Below are 19,964 nucleotides of genomic sequence, written 5' to 3' on the forward strand. Positions count from 1 at the left end.
CCTTACGTCGCGTGAGAGTCAAATCACTCCGCTTCAGCCCCTTATTGGGTACATTGCTCACTTATGAGTAATCCACTACTTTCTCCGTCTACTCTGCCCTACCAATTGCCACCTTTTGCCGAGATTAAAGAAAAACACTTCCTCCCGGCTTTTCACAAGGCTCTTCAGCTTCATGATGCCGAAATCGCCGCCATCGTAGATAATCCCGCCGACCCGACGTGGGAAAACACCGTCGAAGCACTAGAGAGCTCCGGACAAGACCTGGAACGCGTCATTGCTGTCTTTGCGAATCTCTCCGGAACCGATATCACCGACGGTATGGAGGCCATCGGTTCGCAGCTATGGCCAGAGCTTTCCGCCCATCAAGATGCGATCTATCAAAATGCGGTTCTCTACGCCCGTTTGAAGGAAGTGGGCGTAGACACGCCCAAGGACGAGGAATCCCAACGTCTATATGCTCATTTGCTGCGTACGTTCGCTCGCAAAGGCGCGGACTTAGATTCCGCAAGCAAGGCCCGGCTTTCGGAAATCAATCAGCGTCTTTCGACTCTGTCTGAGGAATTCGGCCGAACGCTGATGGAATCAACCCGAAAACTCGCGGTGGAGCTCACGGAACAGGAGTTGGAGGGCCTGCCGGAGGAGAGGAAGGCCTCCGCGAGCGCGGATGCAAAAGCTCTGGGTCGTGAAGGCTTCGTGATTCCTCTAGAGCTGCCAACTGTGCAATCGGAGCAGGCCCGTCTCGTGCAGCCGGAGGCTCGTGCGAAGCTTTATGAGGCGTCTGCTCGCCGCGGCGAAGGAAACGCAGAAGGTCTCATCGAGGCCGTACAGCTACGTGCCGAGCGCGCGGAACTTTTAGGATTTACCTCGCATGCCGACTATGTCATCTCTGAAGAAACTGCCGGAAGCGCCCAGGCGGCTCGCGATATGCTCTTCCAACTAGCACCTGCGGCTGAGGCCAACGCAGAAGGTGAACAGAAGTTGCTCGCCGAGGCAGCGAGCCTGCGCGATGAGGACTTTAGCGCAGCGGATTGGCCATATTGGGAGTCGCAGGTGCGTGCCCGTGATTTCGCGCTGGACGAGGAAGAACTACGCAATTACTTCCCACTCGAACAGGTCTTGGAGGAAGGTGTATTCGCTGCTGCAAATCGTCTTTATGGCATCGTGGTTGTCCCACGCGATGACTTGGAGGGATATGCCGAGGGCGTGCGCGTGTGGGAGGTTTTCGACGAGGGCCAGGATCCCGCAACGGACAAGGACAATGGCATCGGCCTGTTTGTCACTGATTACTTCGGCCGCCCCACCAAACGCGGCGGGGCATGGATGAGCGAGTTTGTGGGTCAGGCAGGTCTGCTGGAGCGCAAACCGGTGATCGTGAACGTCATGGGAATTACCAAGCCAGCCGATGGTTCACAGCCGCTGCTGAGCTTGGACGAGCTGCGCACCGTCTTCCACGAGTTTGGCCATGCGCTGCATGGTTTACTCTCGGATGTCCGATACCCCACTTTCGCAGGTACAAACGTCCCCCGAGACTGGGTCGAGTTTCCCTCGCAGATTAATGAGAACTGGGCATTGGAGCCGGCACTGGTGAAGCGTTACGCCCGCCACGTGGATACCGGCGAGGTCATCCCCGATGCACTCTTGCAGGCAGTTTCGGAAGCCAGCGAGTTCGGCCAGGGCTTTGCCACGGTGGAATACCTAGCGGCCTCGATTGTGGACTTGGCGTGGCACTCGCTTTCATTCGACGAAACCGCAGACCTCAAGGCGGCGGAGGTTGCGCAGTTCGAGAAGCAAGCCCTAGCCAAGGCCGGGCTGAACAACCCGCTTATCGCGCCGCGCTACCGTTCCCAGTACTTCAACCACATCTTCGCCGGCGGATACTCTGCAGGCTATTACTCCTACCTCTGGGCCGAGGTCCTCGACGCCGATGGATTTTCTTGGTTCAAGGAAGAAGGCGCCGGTGACTCGGACGAGCAAGCTCGTGCAGCTGGCGAGAAATTCCGCAAGCTCATCTTGTCCAAGGGCGCATCGCGCGATTTCACCGAAACCTACCGCGAACTGCGTGGCCGAGACAAGGACGTCGAGCCGCTGCTCAAGCGCCGCGGCCTCGCTGGTGCTTAAGGCATGCGTGTAGGCGCAATCGCCCAAGCGATTGCGCTAGTTCTGGCAACTACAGCTGGGTTACTGCTAGGTAACGAAGGTAGGCGGAGCTTCGTACGGTGGCTGCCATGCCACCCGCCCGCCGATGCGGAGCATGCGCCCGCGTTCGGGAGGCGCATTCGGGTCATCGCCGTTTACACCGTTGTGGTAGGAACACAGCGGAACCATATTTGAAACGTTGGTTTCGCCACCGTGGACCCAAGGCTCGATGTGGTGTATCTGGCAACGCTCAGCCGGAACTTTGCAATCCGGCCAGGCGCAGGTGGGGTTTTCTGCTGACAACATCTTTCGCTGCTTCGGCGAAGCAAAGCGCGACATGCGGTATAGATCCACCGGCCCTTCCTCGCGGCTAATCAGGGTAACGAATCCCTCGCCGGAAAAAGTACGCTCAAGATACTCCGCACCAGTCATTGTGGCACCGGAGGTAGTGCGCAAAATAACATCGCCATCATCGCGACCATTACCGCGCTGCAGCTCGCAATAATCCTCGAGATGGACTACCACCATCGTGGTAGCCTGCGTGCGCACTCCGCCCTCGGACTGCGATTCCAAGAAGCTCGCGCCGGGGCGAGACTGGTCGATGCCTTTGAATACATCCGTAATTCCCATCGAAGAACCAGTGACAGTCAGCGTGGCCAGACCATTGGGGTGCTGGCGCAAAGTAGCACGTTCAGATGCTACCCGCGGCGGCTGCATCTCCTTCAAGCGTTTGCGCGCGAGCCTTTCTACCTCTGGCGACGCCGCCGCGCAGAGTTCGACGCGCAAATTCCACGCCGCGACTTTCTTCTTAACTCGCGAAACAAAATGTTCGATGCGCCGCAGGGTGCTCAGGCTATGCTGCTGGTTTCGCGCGTGTGCAACGGCGGTGCGTTGCTTCTTGCTAAACGACGTCGGCCCAAAATAGGTGCTGTGTAGCGCCAGAAGCTCGGCGGCATCAGCAGACGTGGCACCTAAAGAAATCAGCTGTGCGGCAGACATGCCTTCGCACTCAGCGACGAGGTCAACGCCTCGGCTGAGTGCTGCAAGGTATGTCTTAAGGCTCATAGCCATCAAGCTACCCAGGCCTTCTACCAGCCACAACGCCTTGGCGCCCAGGATGGTCAAATTCGCAGCTATCTGACGGTTTATAGCTACACGCTTAAGCCTGCCAACCATCGCGCGTGGATGCGGTCATCGCCATTTTCTTCTGGATGGAAGCTCAAAGCGATGACGTTGTCTTCCCGTACTCCCACGACAACTGGAGTTCCGTCACTCTCAGGAACGGTGGCAATTACTTCCACCCCTGTGCCATGCGAGGTAACGATAGGCGCGCGGATGAAAGACGCCTCCACAGCCAGCTCCTCCTCATCCAAGCGCACGGGCACAGTGCGCTCTTCAGAGAAGCGCTGGTTCCCGAATCCATTGCGGCGCACGACGACGTCAAGTACACCGAGACTCTGTTGTCCAGGCGCCGGATTCTCCAGTTCACGGGCAGAGTAAATCAGTCCGGCGCAGGTGGCAAGGACGGGCAGGCCGGCACGGATGGCATCGCGAAGCGGCTGCGCGAGCTCGAAGGCGCGAGCAAGGCGGTCGATGGTGGAAGACTCGCCGCCTGGAAGCACGATGCCATCAAGGCCATCCAATTCCCGGGGCAAGCGCACGCGGGTTACGTGTGCGCCGAGAGATTCCAGAATTGCCACGTGCTCCTCGACGCCGCCTTGCAAGGCCAGCACGCCAATCGTCAGCGCTTTGCCAGGCTTCGCCGCTTTATCCGCCTTTTCGGCCGTATCTGTCTTACCAGCCACGTTCAGCCAAACGGTGCGGAGCCGGAACGTCAGCTACGTTGATGCCTACCATCGCCTCGCCGAGACCGCGGGAAATCTTCGCCAGCTCAGCTGGCTGGTCATACAGCGTGGCCGCTTTAACGATGGCCTCCGCGCGAGCAGCCGGATTGCCAGACTTGAAGATACCGGAGCCGACGAAGACGCCCTCGGCGCCCATCTGACGGACGAGTGCGGCGTCGGCAGGCGTTGCGACACCACCGGCAACGAAGAGCACGACCGGCAGCTTACCGGTCTCTGCCACCTCTGCGACAAGGTCGTACGGAGCCTGCAGCTCCTTGGCTGCGACATAAAGCTCATCGCGATCCAGGTGCTGTAGGCGGGCAATCTCGCCACGAATGGTACGCAGGTGCTTTACTGCCTCGGAGACGTCGCCGGTACCGGCTTCGCCTTTGGAACGAATCATCGCAGCACCCTCAGTGATACGGCGCAGCGCTTCGCCCAGGTTGGTAGCACCGCAGACGAAAGGCACGTCGAAGTCCCACTTGTTGATGTGGTTGACGTAATCGGCCGGAGATAGAACCTCGGACTCGTCAATAAAGTCCACACCGAGCTCGGCCAGGATCTGCGCCTCAACGAAGTGGCCAATACGAGACTTTGCCATCACCGGGATGGAAACCGCATCAACGATTCCCTCAATAAGGTCTGGGTCCGACATACGAGCGACGCCGCCCTGCGCGCGGATATCCGCTGGCACACGCTCCAAGGCCATGACGGCTGCAGCACCAGCATCTTCGGCGATCTTTGCCTGCTCCGGGGTAACGACATCCATGATGACGCCGCCCTTGAGCATATCCGCAAGGCCGCGCTTGACGCGGGTGGTCGCAATCTTGGAAGTATTTTCCGTCTTATTTTCAGTCTTGTTCTCAGTCTTGTTTTCAGCCATGCGGATCATCGAACCGCATAAAGTGGTCCACAACAAGGTCCAATCTAAGCCAATTGAATTAGACCACTTTAAGATGAGGGTATGAATTTAGGCCTCGACCCGGACGATTCGCGGACGCTGCCCGTGCAGATTGCGGCAGCCATCCGCGAAATGGTTGCCACTGGCACACTGTTGCCAGGCGAGCAGATAGATTCAACCCGTACCTTATCGGCGCAGCTAGGCGTCTCGCGCGGAACTGTGGTAACCGCTTTCGATCAACTCATCGCCGAGGGCTACCTCGTCGCAAGCACAGGCTCCGGAACCCGTATCAATCCTCGTCTACACCCCACCAAATCCCCCACGGTCGCCCCGAAATCGCACACCCCACCACCCCTCAACCGGGTGGAGCTAACCCCCGGTCTACCCGATACAACGAGCCTTATCACCCCCGAATGGCGCGCCGCCTGGCGCGACGCCGCCGCGCTTGCCGCGGCTCCCCAACTCCCCCAAGAAATCGCCCACCACCTCCGCCACATGCGCGGCCTTGCAGTAGATCCGGATAGCATCCTCGTTACCGCCGGCGTGCGTGAGGGGCTTGCGTTGTTATTGCGGGGCGTCGCCAAGCAGCTGCGTATTGGCGTGGAATCGCCGGGTTATCCCAGTCTGCGCAAGGTACCGGAGGCTTTAGGCCATACCCTCGTGGAAGTACCTACCGATTCAGAGGGTGTGCGTGTTCCGCTAACGGATCTGGACGCGCTCATCGTCACTCCAAGCCATCAATATCCGTACGGCGATTCCCTCTCGGCTGCTCGTCGAACGGAGCTGGTGCGGTGGGCACGGGAGACGGGAGTACTCATCATTGAGGACGATTTCGACTCCGAACTGCGTTATGTGGGCCAACCTTTGCCCGCGCTGACTGCCCTCGAGCCCGAGCACACGGCGCTGTTGGGCACGTTTAGCTCGGTGATCTCCCCGACCATCGCTTGTGGATATCTCGTCGTCCCGGAGCACCTGCGCGAGCCGCTGGTGCAGCAGCGGCAGCTTTTTGGGCAGCCCGTGAGTTCTATTACCCAAGATGCGTTGGCGGGGTTTATGGCCAGCGGTGCGCTGCGCCGTCACACCGGCAAAATGCGCCGCGCTTACCGACGCCGCCGTGACCTAGTCACCGCCACCTTCCGCACGCTACCTGGCGTCGAGCTGCTGCCGATTCGCGGTGGTCTGCACGCTGTGTTGCTCTGCGAACGCCCAGCGGCAGCGGTGGTCGCACGGGCAGCGGAACAGGGAATCGGACTTACTGCACTAGCTGATTACTGGGGCGGAGAGGAAGCACCAAACGGAGTCGTATTGGGCTTTGGCCACCTCAGCGACTTGGAATTGGCGCTAGCACTCGCTGCGGTCGCAGAAGCCGCATCTCTTTAATGGGTAGTAACTCGCACTGACTGCGCACTCATGCGCATGCGCAGCCAAGCCGCCTACAAGCATGCCCGGCGACACTGAGCTGCGTCCGGGAAAGCCAAAAGGGCCACGCAAAAGCGTGACCCTTTAGTTGCTGCGCTAACGGTTTACTGCGGCTGCCTAGGACGTTACTTATCCTCAGCCTTTTTAGCGCCGGCTAGCTGCGAGAAGTTCTCGTTGAAATCCTTAAATCCCTTCGAGAAGGTGCCGAGGCTGTCCATGAAGCCGCCCATGATGTCCATCGGCAGTGGGAAGACGATGGTGGAGTTCTGGTCTGCGCCTAACTCCAGCACCGTCTGCAGGTAACGCAGCTGCAAAGCTGCCGGAGCCTTACCCAGCTCCTCCGCGGCTTCTCGCAGCTCGCGGGAAGACTGCAACTCGCCGTGTGCGGAGATGACCTTGGCGCGACGCTCACGCTCGGCTTCTGCCTCGCGGGCAAGGGCACGCTGCATCATTTCTGGGATTTCCACGTCCTTGATCTCCACGATGCGGGTGATAACGCCCCAGCGCTCGGTCTGGCCGTTGATGATATTCGCAAGATCCTCGTTGAGTTCTTCGCGGTGTGCGAGGAGATCATCGAGATCCGCGCGGCCCAGCAGGCTACGCAGAGTCGTCTGCGCGATTTGCGAAGTAGCGACGGCGTAGTTTTCCACTTCCAGCACGGCCTTGAGGGAATCCGTCACTTCGAACATGACCACGGCGTTCACGCGCACGGAGACGTTGTCCTTGGTAATGATTTCCTGTGGAGGGATGGTAAGAGTCACCACGCGCTGGTCCACGCGCTCGAGCTTATCGATGCCCGGCCACATAAAATGCAGGCCTGGCTCCATGAGCGGACGCAGATGGCCGAATCGGAAGGCCACTCCGCGCTCGTACTGTTTGATGACTTTCAGCGAGTACATCAAAAAGACGATGATGAGCGCGACGATGATGCCGATGACGATCGGCCAGAAAACGAGTGCTGACATTAGCTAGCTTCTTCCTTCTTGCGTTCCGAGCGATAACGGCTGGACTTGCCGTACTTCGAACCATAGCGGTCGATTTGGGCGGCCAGCTCGGCTTCACGGTTGTCCATTTCGGGGACGACGATCTGCGGCGCATTCGATGGCGTATTCCACAGGTGGCGTGCCAACGGATAGACACCGAGACCGGTAATCACCAAGACGGTGGCAAGGGTGATAAGCACCTCGGACAGCGAGTGGTTGGTAATTAGGGACGACAGCGGAAGCAGGTAGCCCATGGCGGCCACCGCGAGGGCAATGCCGCGGTGGAAACGACCAGAGTCGGAGTGTGGCCATGGGTCGAGCTGCCGGGTGACTTCCCTGCCATGGTGGGAGACCGTGCAGGCATCCTTTACTGGGCAGGTATTGCACACCGTGGGGTTGGCACGGTAACGCATGACGCGGTTTTCCGGGTCAAAGCTCGACGGCCAAAGCCACTGATCTTCAGGGCACTGCCAGGCGTCGTGTTCCTCCAAGTAGCGGAAAGTGCCAGCGCGGTTAGCCATGGTGCGGTTGGCGGTTTGCTTCGCCATTGCATCAAAGCCCCACGCTACGACCAGCAGAAACAGGCCGTAGCACACCGCCAGGAGGGTAAAGATTCCTGGAGCTTGCATTATGTGTCCCTACTTCTTCCGATCCGGTTTATTCTGATTTGGCTTTTTCTGGCCAGGATTACCGTCCGCCCGCTTGTCGGAGCGGTAGGTGCCGCCCCACTTGGTGCGCGATTCGAACTCTGGGTCCTGTGGGCCAGAAGCTGCAGAATCGCCGCGGCCCGAGTCAGGGGCTTGCTCTTCGACGAAGGCGCCACGCTCGTCAATGTAGCCATAGCGGCGGCCTGCCACGCGTCCGGTGCTGTACGCGCCGTCGCGGGTATCCACACGACCCTTTCCGCCGGAGACAAGGCCGACGCTGGAGGCAGCGCCCGCGACGGGCACCTCGCCGGCGTGATCGTCGTCGTCAGGCGCGATGATGCTAAACAGCGGATCCTTCGGGTGCTCTTCGATGGTTGGGATTTCCTTGTTAAACAGCACGCCCTTGAGCGCCATCCATAGGAACGGGATGATGCCGGCTAAGAACATGACGTCGCCAGGCATGCGCAGCCACTCCATGATGAAGTTGCCGGGCTCGGTGATATAGCCCAGGGAACGGGCCTCGACGTAGCCGGTGGCCACGGATTCGTAAAGCTGCATGACACCAAGTGGCAGCAAGGAGATAACGACCATCCACAAAAGGCCAATGTTTTGCAGCCAGAATGACCAGGCCATGGCCTTTTCAGACCACTTTTCCTTCGGGATTAGGTAGCGCAGCGCGAATACGGACAGGCCAACAGCCAGGAAGCCGTATACGCCCATCATTGCGCCGTGTGCGTGGTTTGCGGTCAGCGCGGTACCGATCTCGTAATAAGAGACGATCGGCAGGTTGACTAGGAAGCCAAAGATGCCGGCGCCCAAGAAGTTCCAGAAGCCAACTGCAACCAGGAACATAACTGCCCAGCGGTGTGGGAATGGGCGTTCGCCGGAGGCGCGCTGACGGGAACCGAGCTGCATGAAGGTCCAAGCCTCAACGGTCAGCAGGGTCAGCGGCACGACCTCGGCAGCAGAGAAGAAAGCGCCAAGTGCCATGTGCTCAACCGGGGTACCGGAGAAGTACAGGTGGTGCATAGTGCCCAAAACGCCACCGGTGGAGTACAAAATAATGTCCAAGAAGATGATGCCGAGGGCGATCTTCTCGCGGATGACGCCGAGAAGCACGAAGACATAGGCCACCATCACGGTGGTAAACAGCTCGAGGAAGTCCTCCACCCACAGGTGGACGACCCAGAAGCGCCAGAACTCGGCAACAGAGATATGGGTCTCGGAGCCAGCCAGGTTACCCACTGCATAGAAAGCAGGGATGGCGATGCCGGCGTAGAAGAACAGCCACGGCATATTGGACTTGTGTTCGTACTTCAGGCGGCCGCGCAGCTGGCGGAAGATGATGCCAATCCAGACAAACATGCCCACAGTGAGCAGAATCTGGAAGAAGCGCGGCAGGTCAAGGAACTCCCACTGCTGGGAGAACAGGGTGCCTTCCTTGATGTAGCCCATGGTGGACAGCCACTCGAAGGCCATGGAGCCAAAGACCACAAACGCGATGGCACCGAGCAGGAACCAAACCAGCCAGTGCTGCTTCTTCGGTTCCTTCTTGCCTACAAAAGAGGCCAAGAAAATACCGGCAGCAAGCAGGCCGCCTGCAGTCCATAGCAGCGACAGCTGGAGGTGCCAGGTACGCGAGACGTTATACGGCAGGATTTCCTGCAATGGGATACCGAAGAAGCCGGTTAACTCCGTGCGGTAGTGCTGCGAGGCTGCACCCAGGAGCGCCTGGATGAGGAAGAGCAAAGCAATGACAAGGACAAACCATGCCACGACCTTCTGCGACTTGCTAAGACCTACCTCGCCCGGCTGGGTGAAGTCGAGGTTTGGCGCCTCTTCTGCGTGCCAACCAATGGACTTAGACCAGCGGCCATAAATCGCGAAGATAAGGCCGGTACCGCCGATCAGCGCGATGAGCGAGAGCACAGACCAGACCACGAGGTCTGCGGTCGGGCCGTTATCCACGCGTGGCTCAGCCGGCCAGTTGTTGGTATAGGAGTAATCGTGGCCCGGGCGCTCCGCAGCGGAAGCCCAAGAGGTCCAACCGAAGAAACCAACAAGGTTGTTGATCTGCTTTTTGTCTGTAATGAACTCAGATGGAAGTCCCTTGTTATGCGAGTCTTCGCCAAAGTACTTCGCGTAGTAGTCCTTGTTGGACTCGAAAGCGGCGATTTGGTTATCGGTCCACTTCAGTACACCAGTTGCTTCGTCATAGCGGTTGGTACGGAACTCCTGCTGGACTGCTTCTTCTGGAGTCGCGTCTGAGGAGATGAAATCGGGATAACCGTTGGCGTCGTTAAGCTCGCGTGCCTTATCCAAAGACATGCGGAGGTATTCCGCCGTGTAGTCAGGGCCTAAGTAGGCGCCGTGTCCCATGACGGAGCCGTATTGCTGCAGGCCGCGGGTTTGGTAGAGAGCCTGACCGTTCAGAATCTCATCCTTGGTCAGGATGGTCTCACCGGTGGTTTCGGAAACAATCTTTTCCGGAAGAGGCATAGACGCGTTGTAAGTGCGGTACGCCAAAAAACCCATGACTAGAAAGCCAAAGATCATGACTAGGGCGACGCCCTGCACCCACACGCTGCTGAGCTTAAGGACCGGCTTGCGGCGGTCCTCGTGGCTAGTAGTGGTGGACATATATTTTCCTGTCTTCTCAATGTGCTGACGCTTAGGCTGCGCGCCAAGGTGTCCCGAGTCAGAAGGCACCCACACCGATTATGGACGGAAAAACTAGAGTTAAATAGCTGGGCACGCGCCCACCTTCCCCAAAGGCGGTCATACGGAAGGTTGACATCCGCCAATAGCTAGACCATTCCCCCCATTGCTGACTTTCAGCTAATTTTTATATCTCCCCAAGCGAAACGCAATAATGCACGTCGACCGCACCTCCCGATTCGCTTTATCTTTAAAGCGATTTCCCAACGATGTTAATTCGATCACCATTTGCAAAGCGCTACAAAAATCAGAGTACATACAGGCTAACGCCACCAACCCCAGCCTCGAAAGTTGTTTAATTCGGATTTTGTCGTATTATTTTAAGCATGACTTTCGCAGAGCACACCAAGCGCAACTGGCTAATCACCCTCTTTGCCACCATCTTCCTTGCGGCGATTGTTTCGATGATTTTTCTGAACGACCCACACCAAACCGTCACGGTCGCAATGGTCTTCATTGCGGCTGCCTTACTACTCTTCGGCGGAATCCTAGGCGGCTGGTACCTCATCCATCAGCGCGCGGGCTCCCAAAAATAGACACGCGCTAAACTCACACCGCGACTAGCGGTCGGCTACCTGCCGACCGCTTTGTCTGTTTTTATTCATTTCACTTGCTGGGCAAACGTCAAATTTTCTCCACATCCATGCCCATTATGAACCGCTTGGTCTAGTCTTTGCTCATGGCTACAAAATACGACACCAGCAACTTAGAAAACCTCGCCCTCGCTACCCGCTGCCTGCACGTAGGCCAGGATCTCGACGGCTCCACCAACTCTCGCAACATTCCGATTTACCAAACCACTTCCTACGTCTTTGATTCGGCCGAGCATGCCGCCGCTCGCTTTGCGCTTGCCGACGCCGGCCCCATCTACACCCGGCTGACAAATCCCACGGTGGACGCACTCGAGCGTCGTCTAGCGGCGCTCGAAGGCGGCGTAGCCGCAGTCGCCTTTGCCTCTGGCCAGGCGGCAGAAACCGCCGCCATCGAAACGCTGGCTGGCGCGGGCGACCACATCGTGGCCTCCCCTCGCCTCTATGGCGGAACGAATAGCCTTTTTACCCATACGCTGCACCGTCTCGGCATTGAAGTAACTCTGGTCGAGGAACCCGATGATCCGCAGTCATGGCAGTGCGCTGTGCGCGGAAATACCAAGGCTTTTTATGGAGAGACCTTCGGCAACCCGGTGGCAGATGTGCTGGATACTCCGGCAATCGCTGAGGTAGCGCATGCAAACCAGGTGCCGCTGATTGTGGACAACACCATCGCTACCGCGGCACTGGCGCGCCCGTTAGAGCTCGGCGCGGACGTCGTCGTCGCCTCCACCACCAAATTCTATTCCGGCTCGGGCTCGGCCATCGGTGGCGTCATCGTCGACGGCGGCACCTTTGACTGGACCGTTCAGCGCGACGGCAAGCCGGTGTTTCCGTTCTTCACCGAACCCGACGAAAGTTACCATGGCCTGCGCTTCGCAGACCTCGGCGAACCGGCTTTCGCACTGCGCGCCCGCGCTGGCATCCTCCGCGATACGGGCGCCGCAGTCTCGCCTTTCAACGCTTGGCTGACCTTAACCGGGCTGGAAACTTTGGAGCTGCGCGTGCAGCGCCACAACGAAAATGCCCAGGCAGTTGCGGAATTCCTCGAGGCGCATCCGAAGGCGGCCAAGGTCAATTACGCCGGCCTCGACTCGAGCCCGTATAAGACCACCAAGGAAAGGCTCGGCTACCAATACACCGGTTCGGTACTTTCTTTCGAAGTGGCCACCGAGTCAGGCGAACCCGCAGCGGCCACAGAAACCGCCTGGAAGTTCATCGATTCCCTCAAGCTGCATTCCAATCTGGCCAACATCGGTGATACCCGCTCGCTTGTGGTGCATCCGGCTACCACCACCCACTCGCAATCCAACGAGGAGGGGCTGCGAGTAGCTGGCATCACCCAAGCCACGATTCGCCTCTCCGTTGGTATCGAAGCAATCAACGACATCATCGCTGACCTCGAGCGCGGCTTCGCGGCCATCTAATCAAGAAGTCGCCATGACTGTGCCCAACTTGGCTTGTGAAGGTGAGCTCGAAGAAGTCGGCGTCGGCAAGCTGCGTACTGAAGCAGGCGCTGAAATTCCCGAGGTGCGTATCGCGTATCAACGGTGGGGCAAATTCGCCGGTGACCCGCACGGCAAGAATAACGTGCTGCTCATCGAGCATGCGGTGACCGGCGATTCCAACGTGGCCGACTGGTGGGCCGACCTGCTGGGCCCAGGCAAGGCTTTGGATACGCGGAAATGGTGCGTGATCGCCACCAATGCGCTGGGCGGCTGTGCTGGTTCCACTGGGCCCGCCAGCGCGCATCCCGACGACGGCCGTGCCTGGGGTTCGCGCTTCCCCGCGCTATCGATTCGAGATTTGGTGAGAGCGGAAAGGCAATTCCTAGAAGTCCTCGGAATCACCCAGGTCCATGCCATCATCGGTGGCTCCATGGGCGGGGCGCGCACACTGGAGTGGACGCTGCTGTACCCGGAATCCATAACCGCGGCCTGCGTCATTGCGGTATCAGCGCGGGCTTCGGGCTGGCAGATTGGCATTCAATCCGCACAGATTTCTGCCATTGAGCGCGACCCGTTCTGGCACGGCGGGGATTACTACGCAAGCGGCAAAACGCCTCGCGAAGGGCTCGCCGCCGCGCGCCGGATTGCCCACCTCACCTACCGCGGCGAACAGGAAATCGACGAGCGCTTCGGCGTCCAGGCACAACGCGGCGAGGATCCGCTCGGGCCTTACCGCGCGGGGAACCAGCGTTTCGCGGTCAACTCCTACTTGGACTATCAGGGAGAAAAACTCGCCCGCCGCTTCGACGCCGGCTCCTATGTAACGCTGACGGAGGCGCTCAACCGCCACGACGTCGGCCGCGACCGCGGCGGCCTCAACAAAGCGCTAGCAACATCGACTGTTCCCACGATGGTAGTCGGCGTGGACACGGACATCCTCTACCCGTATCACCAGCAGGAACATATCTCGCGCAACATTGGCAACCTGCTGGCCATGGCGAAAATCGTCTCCCCCGTCGGCCACGATGCTTTCTTGGCCGAAGCCCGCCAGATGGACCGAATCTTGCGTAACTTCCTTACGCTCTCGGCACCTGACGGACTGGAGTTGGAAACGGCGTTTAGCGGCAGCGAGTACTACATCTAAGACCCCAACGCATCGACTGAAACCGACAAAAACACCATCACGGCACCAATAACGCCGCTAAAGCACGCATCAAAACGGCGCGATCGGACCGCGAGGATGCCGACGATTTTCGAGTCACAGCTAAGCCGCACCAACGAAAGCCAAAGCAGGCCTGCACCAAGGACTACCGTGGCGCGGCGCCAGTGCTCGGAAATCGCGAAAACCGCAGAAAGCGCAACGGCGGCACAAAATAGCCCCACGGCCGCCCACTGCACGGACGCGGGTAGGCGGGAGGGCCGCAGGTTGGCGTCGTGCGGGTTATCGAGGTTTAGCTCCGGGGCCATCTACTGCTGGCCCGCCAACTTTTCTGCGCGCTCCACGATGTTAGACACCAGGAATGCGCGGGTCAGCGGGCCGACACCGCCCGGGTTCGGCGAGACGAAGCCGGCCTTGTCCCAGACGTCTGGTGCGACGTCGCCAGCCAACTTGCCATCAACGCGGGAAACTCCGACGTCGAGAACCGCGGCGCCTTCCTTGATCATGTCTGCGTTGAGCATATGTGCCTTGCCGGCCGCTGCGATGATGACGTCGGCAGCGCGCGTCTCGGCAGCCAAGTCCTTGGTACCGGTGTGGCAGAGCGTAACGGTGGAATTTTCACTGCGGCGGGTAAGCATCAAGCCGATCGGACGGCCAACAGTCACACCACGGCCGATGACGACGACCTTCGCTCCATCCAGCTCCACGCCAAAGCGACGCAGCAGGTGAATGCAACCATTCGGGGTGCACGGCAGCGGGGCATCCTCGTTCAAAACCAGCTTGCCCAGGTTGACCGGGTGCAGGCCATCGGCGTCTTTTTCCGGATCAATCTTGGCCAGGATCTTGTTTTCATCCAGGTGCTTAGGCAGCGGCAGCTGCACGATGTAGCCGGTGCAGCCGTCGTCTTCGTTTAGCTCGTCGATGACCTTTTCCAGCTCCTCCTGGCTAATATCCGCCGGAAGGTCCTTGCGGATGGAGTTGATTCCCAGCTGTTCGCAGTCGCGGTGTTTCATCTTCACGTAGGAGTGCGAGCCCGGGTCATCGCCCACCAGCACGGTGGCCAGGCCAGGCTGGATGCCCTTTTCCTTGAGGGCCTCGACGCGGGTTTTCAGATCCGCGAAGATCTCGTCGCGGTACAACTTGCCATCTAGTTTGGTTGCGCTCATGCGCTCCATCCTAGACTTATGCCCATGAGCCAGCTGCACATCGTCTTTGATAATCCCGTGATCCCCACCAATACCGGCAACGCAATCCGCACCGCCGCCGTCACTGGAGCGTCCCTGCATCTCATCGAACCGCTCGGATTCAACTTCGATGACAAGCACCTAAAGCGCGCCGGCCTGGACTACCACGACCTTGCTGACCTGCACATCCACAAGGACTTCGACGCTTGCATGGACGCACTGCCCGGCGCGCGCGTGTTTGCTTTTAGCACGCATACCGATAAGTGGTTCACGGACGTCGAGTTCCAAGAAGGCGATGTCCTACTCTTTGGCACCGAGCCCACCGGCTTGCCGCCAGAGCATCTTAATCACCCACGTATCACCGAGCAGGTGCGCATCCCGATGGTCCCGGCGCGCCGTTCGATGAACCTGTCTAACGCGGCGTCGACAGCCGTGTATGAGGCTTGGCGCCAGCTGGGGTTTAAGGGCGCTGTCTAGGACAATTGTCACAACGATTAGGTAAACCATCATTCGGTTAGGGTAACTTTATAACCGAATTTGAAAGGATGCCTAGTCATGTTGCCTTTGCACGTACGCTCAGGCGAGTCGACCTCCCACAACTCGGCCTACTCCCTGCCGGTCGGTTCTACTGTTACCCTGCGCCCCGAATGCCTGGATTGCGTGCATAATCCGGCCATGGCCCGCCGCTTGGGCGAGCTGGGCATCCGCCCGGGAGCATGCCTAACCGTCGGCGCGCATGTGGCAGGTGGCGCGCGCATCGTCGCGGTTGGCTCCTGCCGCTACGCCATTGACCGCCAGACGCTGCAATCAATCGGGGTTTAGTGATGAGTGCTGTAACGCCCAGCTGCCATGGAAATCCGGGCGGGGCGCTGGCTCCCGCGGGCGCTGCCATCATCGCCATGGTGGGTGCTCCGAACTCCGGCAAGTCTACGCTTTTTAATGCGCTAACCGGTTCGAAGGTGCAGACCGGCAACTGGCCGGGCACGACCGTGGAGGTCAGCCGCGGCGCATGGAATATTGCGCATTCGTGTTGCCCGGCCGAGGTTGCCGATCTCATTGACTTCCCCGGCAGCTATTCTTTGGATCCGCTCAGCCCGGATGAGGCGCTCACGCGCACCATGCTTTACGACGCCGCCCCTGCCGAGCGCCCCGATCACGTCATCGTCGTGGTCGACGCGACTGCGGTTGCGCGCGGGCTCAACTTGGCGTTTCAGCTCGCAGAGCTTCCCTACCGGCTCAGCATCGCGCTGACCAAGCTGGACGTGGCACAAGACCAGGGCTTACAGGTGGATGCCGATGCGCTCGCGAGGGCCACGGGAATCCCGGTGGTCTGTGTGGATGGCCGCCGGCGGGAAGGATTGGAGCGCCTGCGTGAGACGGTGCAGGTTTCCCTCACTAAGGAGCCACAGGTCCTGCGCGAAGACGCCAGCATCGACGCCCGCTTTGCGGATCTCGACGCCGCCACCAAAGCAGCGGTGCACACGCAGTCCCAGCCGGTCACGCGTTCGCAGCGCCTAGATGCGATAGCGCTGCACCCGGTAGCGGGCCCGTTGCTTTTCCTCGCGGTGATGTGGCTAGTCTTTCAGATAACCACCACGGTGGCCGCTCCTCTGCAAGACGGCTTGGAGGCGCTCGTCTCAGGGCCCATCTCTGACGCAGCACGCCACCTGCTGGAGGCAATCGGCCTTCAGCATCCGCTGGTAGAGGGCTTGCTTGTCGACGGCCTTATTGGCGGCGTCGGCATGGTCCTCACCTTTGCACCCCTGATGGCGCTGATGTTTTTGTGCCTGGCCGTGCTGGAGGATTCTGGCTATATGGCCCGCGCGGCAGTGGTTACGGACCGTTTCATGCGCGCCATCGGCCTGCCAGGCAAGGCATTTTTACCTATAGTTGTAGGCTTTGGCTGCAACGTTCCTGCCATTGCTGCGACCCGCGTGCTGGGTTCGCCGCGGCATCGCATCATGACCTCGCTGCTTATCCCGTTTACCTCCTGCTCTGCCCGGTTGGTGGTCTTCGTGATGCTGGCGGAGACCTTCTTCCCGGGTCATGCCGGCAGCGTCGTTTTTTGTATGTACGTCATCTCCATCGCTCTGCTTATTCTGGTGGGATTGGTGCTGCGCGGCACGTTGTGGCGGGCTGTGCCGCAGGACCCGCTGGTCATCGATCTTCCGACGTACCAACTTCCCACCTTCCGCCTCGCCATGTCGGTGATGTGGACGAGGCTGAAGGGATTTCTGCAGACTGCCGGCGGCATCATCGTCTCCACGGTGGTGGTCATCTGGCTGCTCATGGCGATTCCCGTAGGCGCTGATGGGGTTTCCCTGTCTGACTACAAGTCGCCAGCTCCTGAGGATTCAGCTTATGGCGCTATCTCGCGCAGCATCGCTCCGGCCTTTGCCCCGGCGGGCTTTGATTCTTGGTCGCTCGCGGGCCCGCTAGTGACGGGGTTTGTGGCCAAGGAAGCACTGATTTCCACGTGGTCGCAGACCTACGCAGTAGACGACGTCACCGACGCCGCACCCGAAGAACAGGCATCGAGCCCCTTAAGCGAGAAGGTGCGCGCCGACTTCGCCACAGCCTCCGACGGAAATACGAACGCTGCAGTGTGGGCGTATATGCTCTTCCTGCTCGCCTATACCCCGTGCGTGGCAACGCTGGCTGCCCAGAAACGGGAGATTGGCTGGCGCTGGACACTCTTCGGTTTCGCGGTGCAACTATTTACCGCTTGGGCCTTGGCCGTGGTCGCCTTCCAGCTCTTGAGGCTGCTATGACCTCGCCCATTGCTCAGGTAAAGGACGCGATTTCCTCCGGCACCACCACCCGCGCCGGAATCGCGCACGTAACGGGCCTTAAAATCGGCACGGTCAATCTTGTGATTTCACACCTGCTCTCCACCGGGGAGCTAAACGCCGAAACGCTCAACTCCTGCCCCACCAGCGGATGCGGTTCCTGTACTGCTGCAGCCCACTGCGGCACAGCCTCCGCCAACCCCGGACGAAAGCGCGGTCCAGTCTTGCTTAGTCTGCGCCGGCCTCGCCCGGCGCCGGCATCGTAGCCTCGTGCTCCATCGAAGGCAGTTGGCGTTGCCGCAGGCGGGTGAGAAGCTCGGCGGCGTCGGCAAGCGCAAGCTGCTTTCCCGCCATTCCAACGGGACCCTTAACCAGATCGAAGCGGATGTTTTGCACGCCCAGCAGCTGATTGAGCGGGCCGGCTTGGACCGTCAGTTCCTGGATATGCGGAGTGCCCACGACCATCACCCGACGCGACAGTCTTCCTGAATGCACAACGGCGACGTCCTCGCCCACCAACGTGACCGCCTGCTGGCGCACATCCACCGGCGAGGCCAACCAGGCCTTACGCGGCGACACATAGGTGGGGTGGGTGTGCCCCTCTGGCTGGGCGTAATACTCGATCTGCGCGGCATCAAGATCGGAGACCAGCTCTAGTACGCGCAGCGCCTGCTCCCGCGTGCCCACCGGCAAGATGCGCGTGGAGCCCGACTGCTTGCCGCCGCCCACCGCGCCGTACCCGGCCACGGAAACCTGCACCTCGTACCAGCCAAACATGCGCCACAGCAGCGGCTGGGTAACCCGCACCGCATGAATGCGCGAACGCCGGATCGTCTGGCGGCGGCGGTCAGCCAAGCCGTAGGAGATGTTGAGTACCTCATCGTGGCCGTCGTAGCGGGATTGGAAGCGCCACGAGGTATCGATGAGATTCCAAATATTGGGCACAAAGCCCACCACGATGGGCACCGTGGCGGCGCGGAAATCCGGCAAAGCGAGGAAAATCGCCATGACTACAACCGCAATCAGCGTGGGCAAACGCAGCGCCTCCGCCGCCAGCGTGCGACCAACGGGGATTTCTGGAATCAGCTGCCAGCCCTGCTCTTCCGCCGGAGCTACCTGCCCGACCGCCTCGGAACCGGCATCCTCCGACACCGCCGAACGGCTATGCACGTGGGTCAGAAGCTCCTCGCGCAACGCCATGGCCTCTTGCCTGCGCAGAAAGGAAATCTCAATGACAGAGGCCGTGCCGCCGGCTGTTTCCACGCGCACTGCAGCCAGACCAAATAACCGCGCGATGACGGACTCCACCACGTCGACAGCCTGAATGCGGTCATAGCGTGCGGAGCGAAAAGACGTGGAAATCACGCCGTGGCGCAGCGCCACCTCATCGGGGCCGAGCTTATAGCCCAGCTTGCGCCACCAGATGGCGGAGACATACCAAATGCCCAGGCAGACCACGACGAAGCCGCCGAGCCCCGCGAGCGTTCCAAGGCCAATGTCACTCCAGTGCCCGCCGCGCAGGTAGGCCGCGATGTCGGAGAGCATCTCCAAGTTGAAGTTGAGCACGCAAATGGCCAGAAACGCGAAGATAACCGACCAAAAGCGCAGCAGCGGCGTCAGCCGGTGCACACGGCGATAGCCTTCCCTATCAACTGGGGCGCGGTCCTTGCCCAGCCGGTGCCGTCCGTTCACAGTCCGCTCATCCTCTCGCGCGCCTTCACGGCGAGGCGCTCGCGCAATGCATCGGCGTCAGCGGCTAAAAGGCCTGCAATTTTCGCATCTGAGCTTGTCGACGCCGTGTGAATCTTCACCCTTTTCAGCCCCAAGGACCGCTCGATGGGGCCGGCGGAGACGTCCACGAACTGGATGCGGCCGAACGGAACAATGGTCAGGCGGTACCACAGCTTGCCGCGGGTAATCACCAGCTCATCGTCAGTCTCCTTCCACCCCATATTCGCCACCTGCGCGGGGATAAGCCAGAGCAAGTAAACGAACCACACTCCCCAGGCTCCGGCGAACCAGTACCAAAATGAGCTGGCGAAGTACCCCGCAACCGCGAAAGCGATAGCAAAGACTGCCGACCAGCTCAGGTGGTGAATATAGCGAGCTGTGGTCAGCTTCCGGGAGACCGGATGCATGTCTGGAG

19 protein-coding genes are annotated in these 19,964 nt (G+C 59.9%); 9 read left to right on the forward strand and 10 right to left on the reverse strand.

The window, feature by feature from the left end; genetic code table 11:
• The first annotated feature begins 63 nt into the window (after positions 1–63).
• Positions 64–2,118 carry a M3 family metallopeptidase gene (locus WM42_RS04040; protein ID WP_062035787.1) on the forward strand — a complete coding sequence of 685 codons (2,055 nt, stop codon included), beginning with the start codon at positions 64–66 and terminating at the stop codon, positions 2,116–2,118.
• A 66-nt stretch (positions 2,119–2,184) separates the two neighbouring features.
• Here the strand turns inward: WM42_RS04040 and WM42_RS04045 are convergent, their stop codons facing one another.
• The 3 genes from WM42_RS04045 to pdxS all read right to left on the reverse strand — a co-directional run bounded on the left by WM42_RS04045 (position 2,185) and on the right by pdxS (position 4,863).
• On the reverse strand, positions 2,185–3,201 hold the full coding sequence (locus WM42_RS04045; protein ID WP_062039135.1) for an HNH endonuclease signature motif containing protein: 1,017 nt from the start codon (positions 3,199–3,201) through the stop codon (positions 2,185–2,187).
• Positions 3,202–3,287: 86 nt separating this feature from the next.
• Positions 3,288–3,881 carry a pyridoxal 5'-phosphate synthase glutaminase subunit PdxT gene (gene pdxT / locus WM42_RS04050; RefSeq protein ID WP_062039138.1) on the reverse strand — a complete coding sequence of 198 codons (594 nt, stop codon included), beginning with the start codon at positions 3,879–3,881 and terminating at the stop codon, positions 3,288–3,290.
• Positions 3,882–3,930: 49 nt separating this feature from the next.
• Positions 3,931–4,863, reverse strand: a complete 933-nt coding sequence (gene pdxS / locus WM42_RS04055) for a pyridoxal 5'-phosphate synthase lyase subunit PdxS (RefSeq protein WP_062039143.1) — start codon at positions 4,861–4,863, stop codon at positions 3,931–3,933.
• An 81-nt stretch (positions 4,864–4,944) separates the two neighbouring features.
• Between pdxS and pdxR the strand changes: the two genes are divergently transcribed.
• Entirely contained in the window at positions 4,945–6,261 is a 1,317-nt protein-coding gene (gene pdxR / locus WM42_RS04060; RefSeq protein WP_062035788.1) for a MocR-like pyridoxine biosynthesis transcription factor PdxR, read from the forward strand.
• 164 nt (positions 6,262–6,425) lie between these two features.
• Here pdxR and WM42_RS04065 read toward each other — a convergent pair whose 3' ends face one another.
• Genes WM42_RS04065 through WM42_RS04075 form a run of 3 tightly spaced genes read right to left on the reverse strand, consistent with a single transcriptional unit; the run spans position 6,426 to position 10,570 of the window.
• Positions 6,426–7,265: an SPFH domain-containing protein gene (locus WM42_RS04065; protein ID WP_062035789.1), complete on the reverse strand. Its 840-nt coding sequence runs from the start codon at positions 7,263–7,265 to the stop codon at positions 6,426–6,428.
• Positions 7,265–7,912 carry a hypothetical protein gene (locus WM42_RS04070; protein WP_061920693.1) on the reverse strand — a complete coding sequence of 216 codons (648 nt, stop codon included), beginning with the start codon at positions 7,910–7,912 and terminating at the stop codon, positions 7,265–7,267. Before WM42_RS04070 ends, WM42_RS04065 begins: the two co-directional genes overlap by 1 nt.
• Before the next feature lie 9 nt (positions 7,913–7,921).
• Entirely contained in the window at positions 7,922–10,570 is a 2,649-nt protein-coding gene (locus tag WM42_RS04075; protein ID WP_062035790.1) for a nitric-oxide reductase large subunit, read from the reverse strand.
• A 404-nt stretch (positions 10,571–10,974) separates the two neighbouring features.
• Between WM42_RS04075 and WM42_RS04080 the strand changes: the two genes are divergently transcribed.
• From WM42_RS04080 to metX, 3 genes are all read left to right on the forward strand, one after another.
• Positions 10,975–11,184 (forward strand): hypothetical protein, encoded by a 210-nt coding sequence (locus WM42_RS04080; protein ID WP_061920689.1) that lies wholly within the window; start codon positions 10,975–10,977, stop codon positions 11,182–11,184.
• Between the two features lie 143 nt (positions 11,185–11,327).
• Positions 11,328–12,665, forward strand: a complete 1,338-nt coding sequence (locus tag WM42_RS04085; protein ID WP_062035791.1) for an O-acetylhomoserine/O-acetylserine sulfhydrylase — start codon at positions 11,328–11,330, stop codon at positions 12,663–12,665.
• A gap of 13 nt (positions 12,666–12,678) precedes the next feature.
• Positions 12,679–13,830, forward strand: a complete 1,152-nt coding sequence (metX, locus tag WM42_RS04090; RefSeq protein ID WP_062035792.1) for a homoserine O-acetyltransferase MetX — start codon at positions 12,679–12,681, stop codon at positions 13,828–13,830.
• Here metX and WM42_RS04095 read toward each other — a convergent pair.
• Both WM42_RS04095 and WM42_RS04100 read right to left on the reverse strand, forming a co-directional pair.
• Complete coding sequence (locus WM42_RS04095) at positions 13,827–14,153, reverse strand: DUF3017 domain-containing protein (RefSeq protein WP_061920683.1); 327 nt, start codon at positions 14,151–14,153, stop codon at positions 13,827–13,829. The two genes, metX and WM42_RS04095, sit on opposite strands and share 4 nt — an antisense overlap.
• The gene (locus WM42_RS04100) at positions 14,154–15,011 is read right to left on the reverse strand and encodes a bifunctional methylenetetrahydrofolate dehydrogenase/methenyltetrahydrofolate cyclohydrolase (protein WP_061920681.1); all 858 of its coding nucleotides are present in this window, start codon (positions 15,009–15,011) and stop codon (positions 14,154–14,156) included.
• A gap of 24 nt (positions 15,012–15,035) precedes the next feature.
• Between WM42_RS04100 and WM42_RS04105 the strand changes: the two genes are divergently transcribed.
• The 4 genes from WM42_RS04105 to WM42_RS04120 all read left to right on the forward strand — a co-directional run bounded on the left by WM42_RS04105 (position 15,036) and on the right by WM42_RS04120 (position 18,084).
• Positions 15,036–15,506 (forward strand): tRNA (cytidine(34)-2'-O)-methyltransferase, encoded by a 471-nt coding sequence (locus WM42_RS04105; protein ID WP_061920678.1) that lies wholly within the window; start codon positions 15,036–15,038, stop codon positions 15,504–15,506.
• A gap of 78 nt (positions 15,507–15,584) precedes the next feature.
• Positions 15,585–15,851, forward strand: coding sequence for a FeoA family protein (locus tag WM42_RS04110; protein ID WP_061920677.1), 267 nt, complete (start codon positions 15,585–15,587; stop codon positions 15,849–15,851).
• A 2-nt stretch (positions 15,852–15,853) separates the two neighbouring features.
• Complete coding sequence (feoB, locus tag WM42_RS04115; protein WP_061920675.1) at positions 15,854–17,800, forward strand: ferrous iron transport protein B; 1,947 nt, start codon at positions 15,854–15,856, stop codon at positions 17,798–17,800.
• Complete coding sequence (locus WM42_RS04120) at positions 17,797–18,084, forward strand: hypothetical protein (protein ID WP_062035793.1); 288 nt, start codon at positions 17,797–17,799, stop codon at positions 18,082–18,084. Before feoB ends, WM42_RS04120 begins: the two co-directional genes overlap by 4 nt.
• On the opposite strand, the gene WM42_RS04125 is transcribed toward WM42_RS04120, so the two are convergent.
• Positions 18,047–19,510: a PH domain-containing protein gene (locus WM42_RS04125; protein WP_082787632.1), complete on the reverse strand. Its 1,464-nt coding sequence runs from the start codon at positions 19,508–19,510 to the stop codon at positions 18,047–18,049. The genes WM42_RS04120 and WM42_RS04125 overlap by 38 nt on opposite strands.
• Complete coding sequence (locus WM42_RS04130; RefSeq protein WP_062039146.1) at positions 19,507–19,956, reverse strand: PH domain-containing protein; 450 nt, start codon at positions 19,954–19,956, stop codon at positions 19,507–19,509. The genes WM42_RS04125 and WM42_RS04130 overlap by 4 nt, the downstream gene beginning before the upstream one ends.
• Positions 19,957–19,964: the final 8 nt, after the last annotated feature.

The sequence above is a fragment of the Corynebacterium simulans genome, assembly GCF_001586215.1.
Lineage (GTDB): Bacteria > Actinomycetota > Actinomycetes > Mycobacteriales > Mycobacteriaceae > Corynebacterium > Corynebacterium simulans.

Bases quoted from the DNA above. Each gene is read 5' to 3' on its own strand.
- pdxS (WP_062039143.1), bottom strand. From the start codon at position 4,863: ATGGCTGAAAACAAGACTGAGAACAAGACTGAAAATAAGACGGAAAAT.
- WM42_RS04045 (WP_062039135.1), bottom strand. From the start codon at position 3,201: ATGAGCCTTAAGACATACCTTGCAGCACTCAGCCGAGGCGTTGACCTC.
- feoB (WP_061920675.1), top strand. From the start codon at position 15,854: ATGAGTGCTGTAACGCCCAGCTGCCATGGAAATCCGGGCGGGGCGCTG.
- WM42_RS04120 (WP_062035793.1), top strand. From the start codon at position 17,797: ATGACCTCGCCCATTGCTCAGGTAAAGGACGCGATTTCCTCCGGCACC.
- WM42_RS04100 (WP_061920681.1), bottom strand. From the start codon at position 15,011: ATGAGCGCAACCAAACTAGATGGCAAGTTGTACCGCGACGAGATCTTC.
- WM42_RS04105 (WP_061920678.1), top strand. From the start codon at position 15,036: ATGAGCCAGCTGCACATCGTCTTTGATAATCCCGTGATCCCCACCAAT.
- WM42_RS04040 (WP_062035787.1), top strand. From the start codon at position 64: ATGAGTAATCCACTACTTTCTCCGTCTACTCTGCCCTACCAATTGCCA.
- WM42_RS04080 (WP_061920689.1), top strand. From the start codon at position 10,975: ATGACTTTCGCAGAGCACACCAAGCGCAACTGGCTAATCACCCTCTTT.
- WM42_RS04085 (WP_062035791.1), top strand. From the start codon at position 11,328: ATGGCTACAAAATACGACACCAGCAACTTAGAAAACCTCGCCCTCGCT.
- WM42_RS04070 (WP_061920693.1), bottom strand. From the start codon at position 7,912: ATGCAAGCTCCAGGAATCTTTACCCTCCTGGCGGTGTGCTACGGCCTG.
- metX (WP_062035792.1), top strand. From the start codon at position 12,679: ATGACTGTGCCCAACTTGGCTTGTGAAGGTGAGCTCGAAGAAGTCGGC.
- WM42_RS04130 (WP_062039146.1), bottom strand. From the start codon at position 19,956: ATGCATCCGGTCTCCCGGAAGCTGACCACAGCTCGCTATATTCACCAC.
- WM42_RS04075 (WP_062035790.1), bottom strand. From the start codon at position 10,570: ATGTCCACCACTACTAGCCACGAGGACCGCCGCAAGCCGGTCCTTAAG.
- pdxR (WP_062035788.1), top strand. From the start codon at position 4,945: ATGAATTTAGGCCTCGACCCGGACGATTCGCGGACGCTGCCCGTGCAG.
- WM42_RS04110 (WP_061920677.1), top strand. From the start codon at position 15,585: ATGTTGCCTTTGCACGTACGCTCAGGCGAGTCGACCTCCCACAACTCG.
- WM42_RS04065 (WP_062035789.1), bottom strand. From the start codon at position 7,265: ATGTCAGCACTCGTTTTCTGGCCGATCGTCATCGGCATCATCGTCGCG.
- WM42_RS04095 (WP_061920683.1), bottom strand. From the start codon at position 14,153: ATGGCCCCGGAGCTAAACCTCGATAACCCGCACGACGCCAACCTGCGG.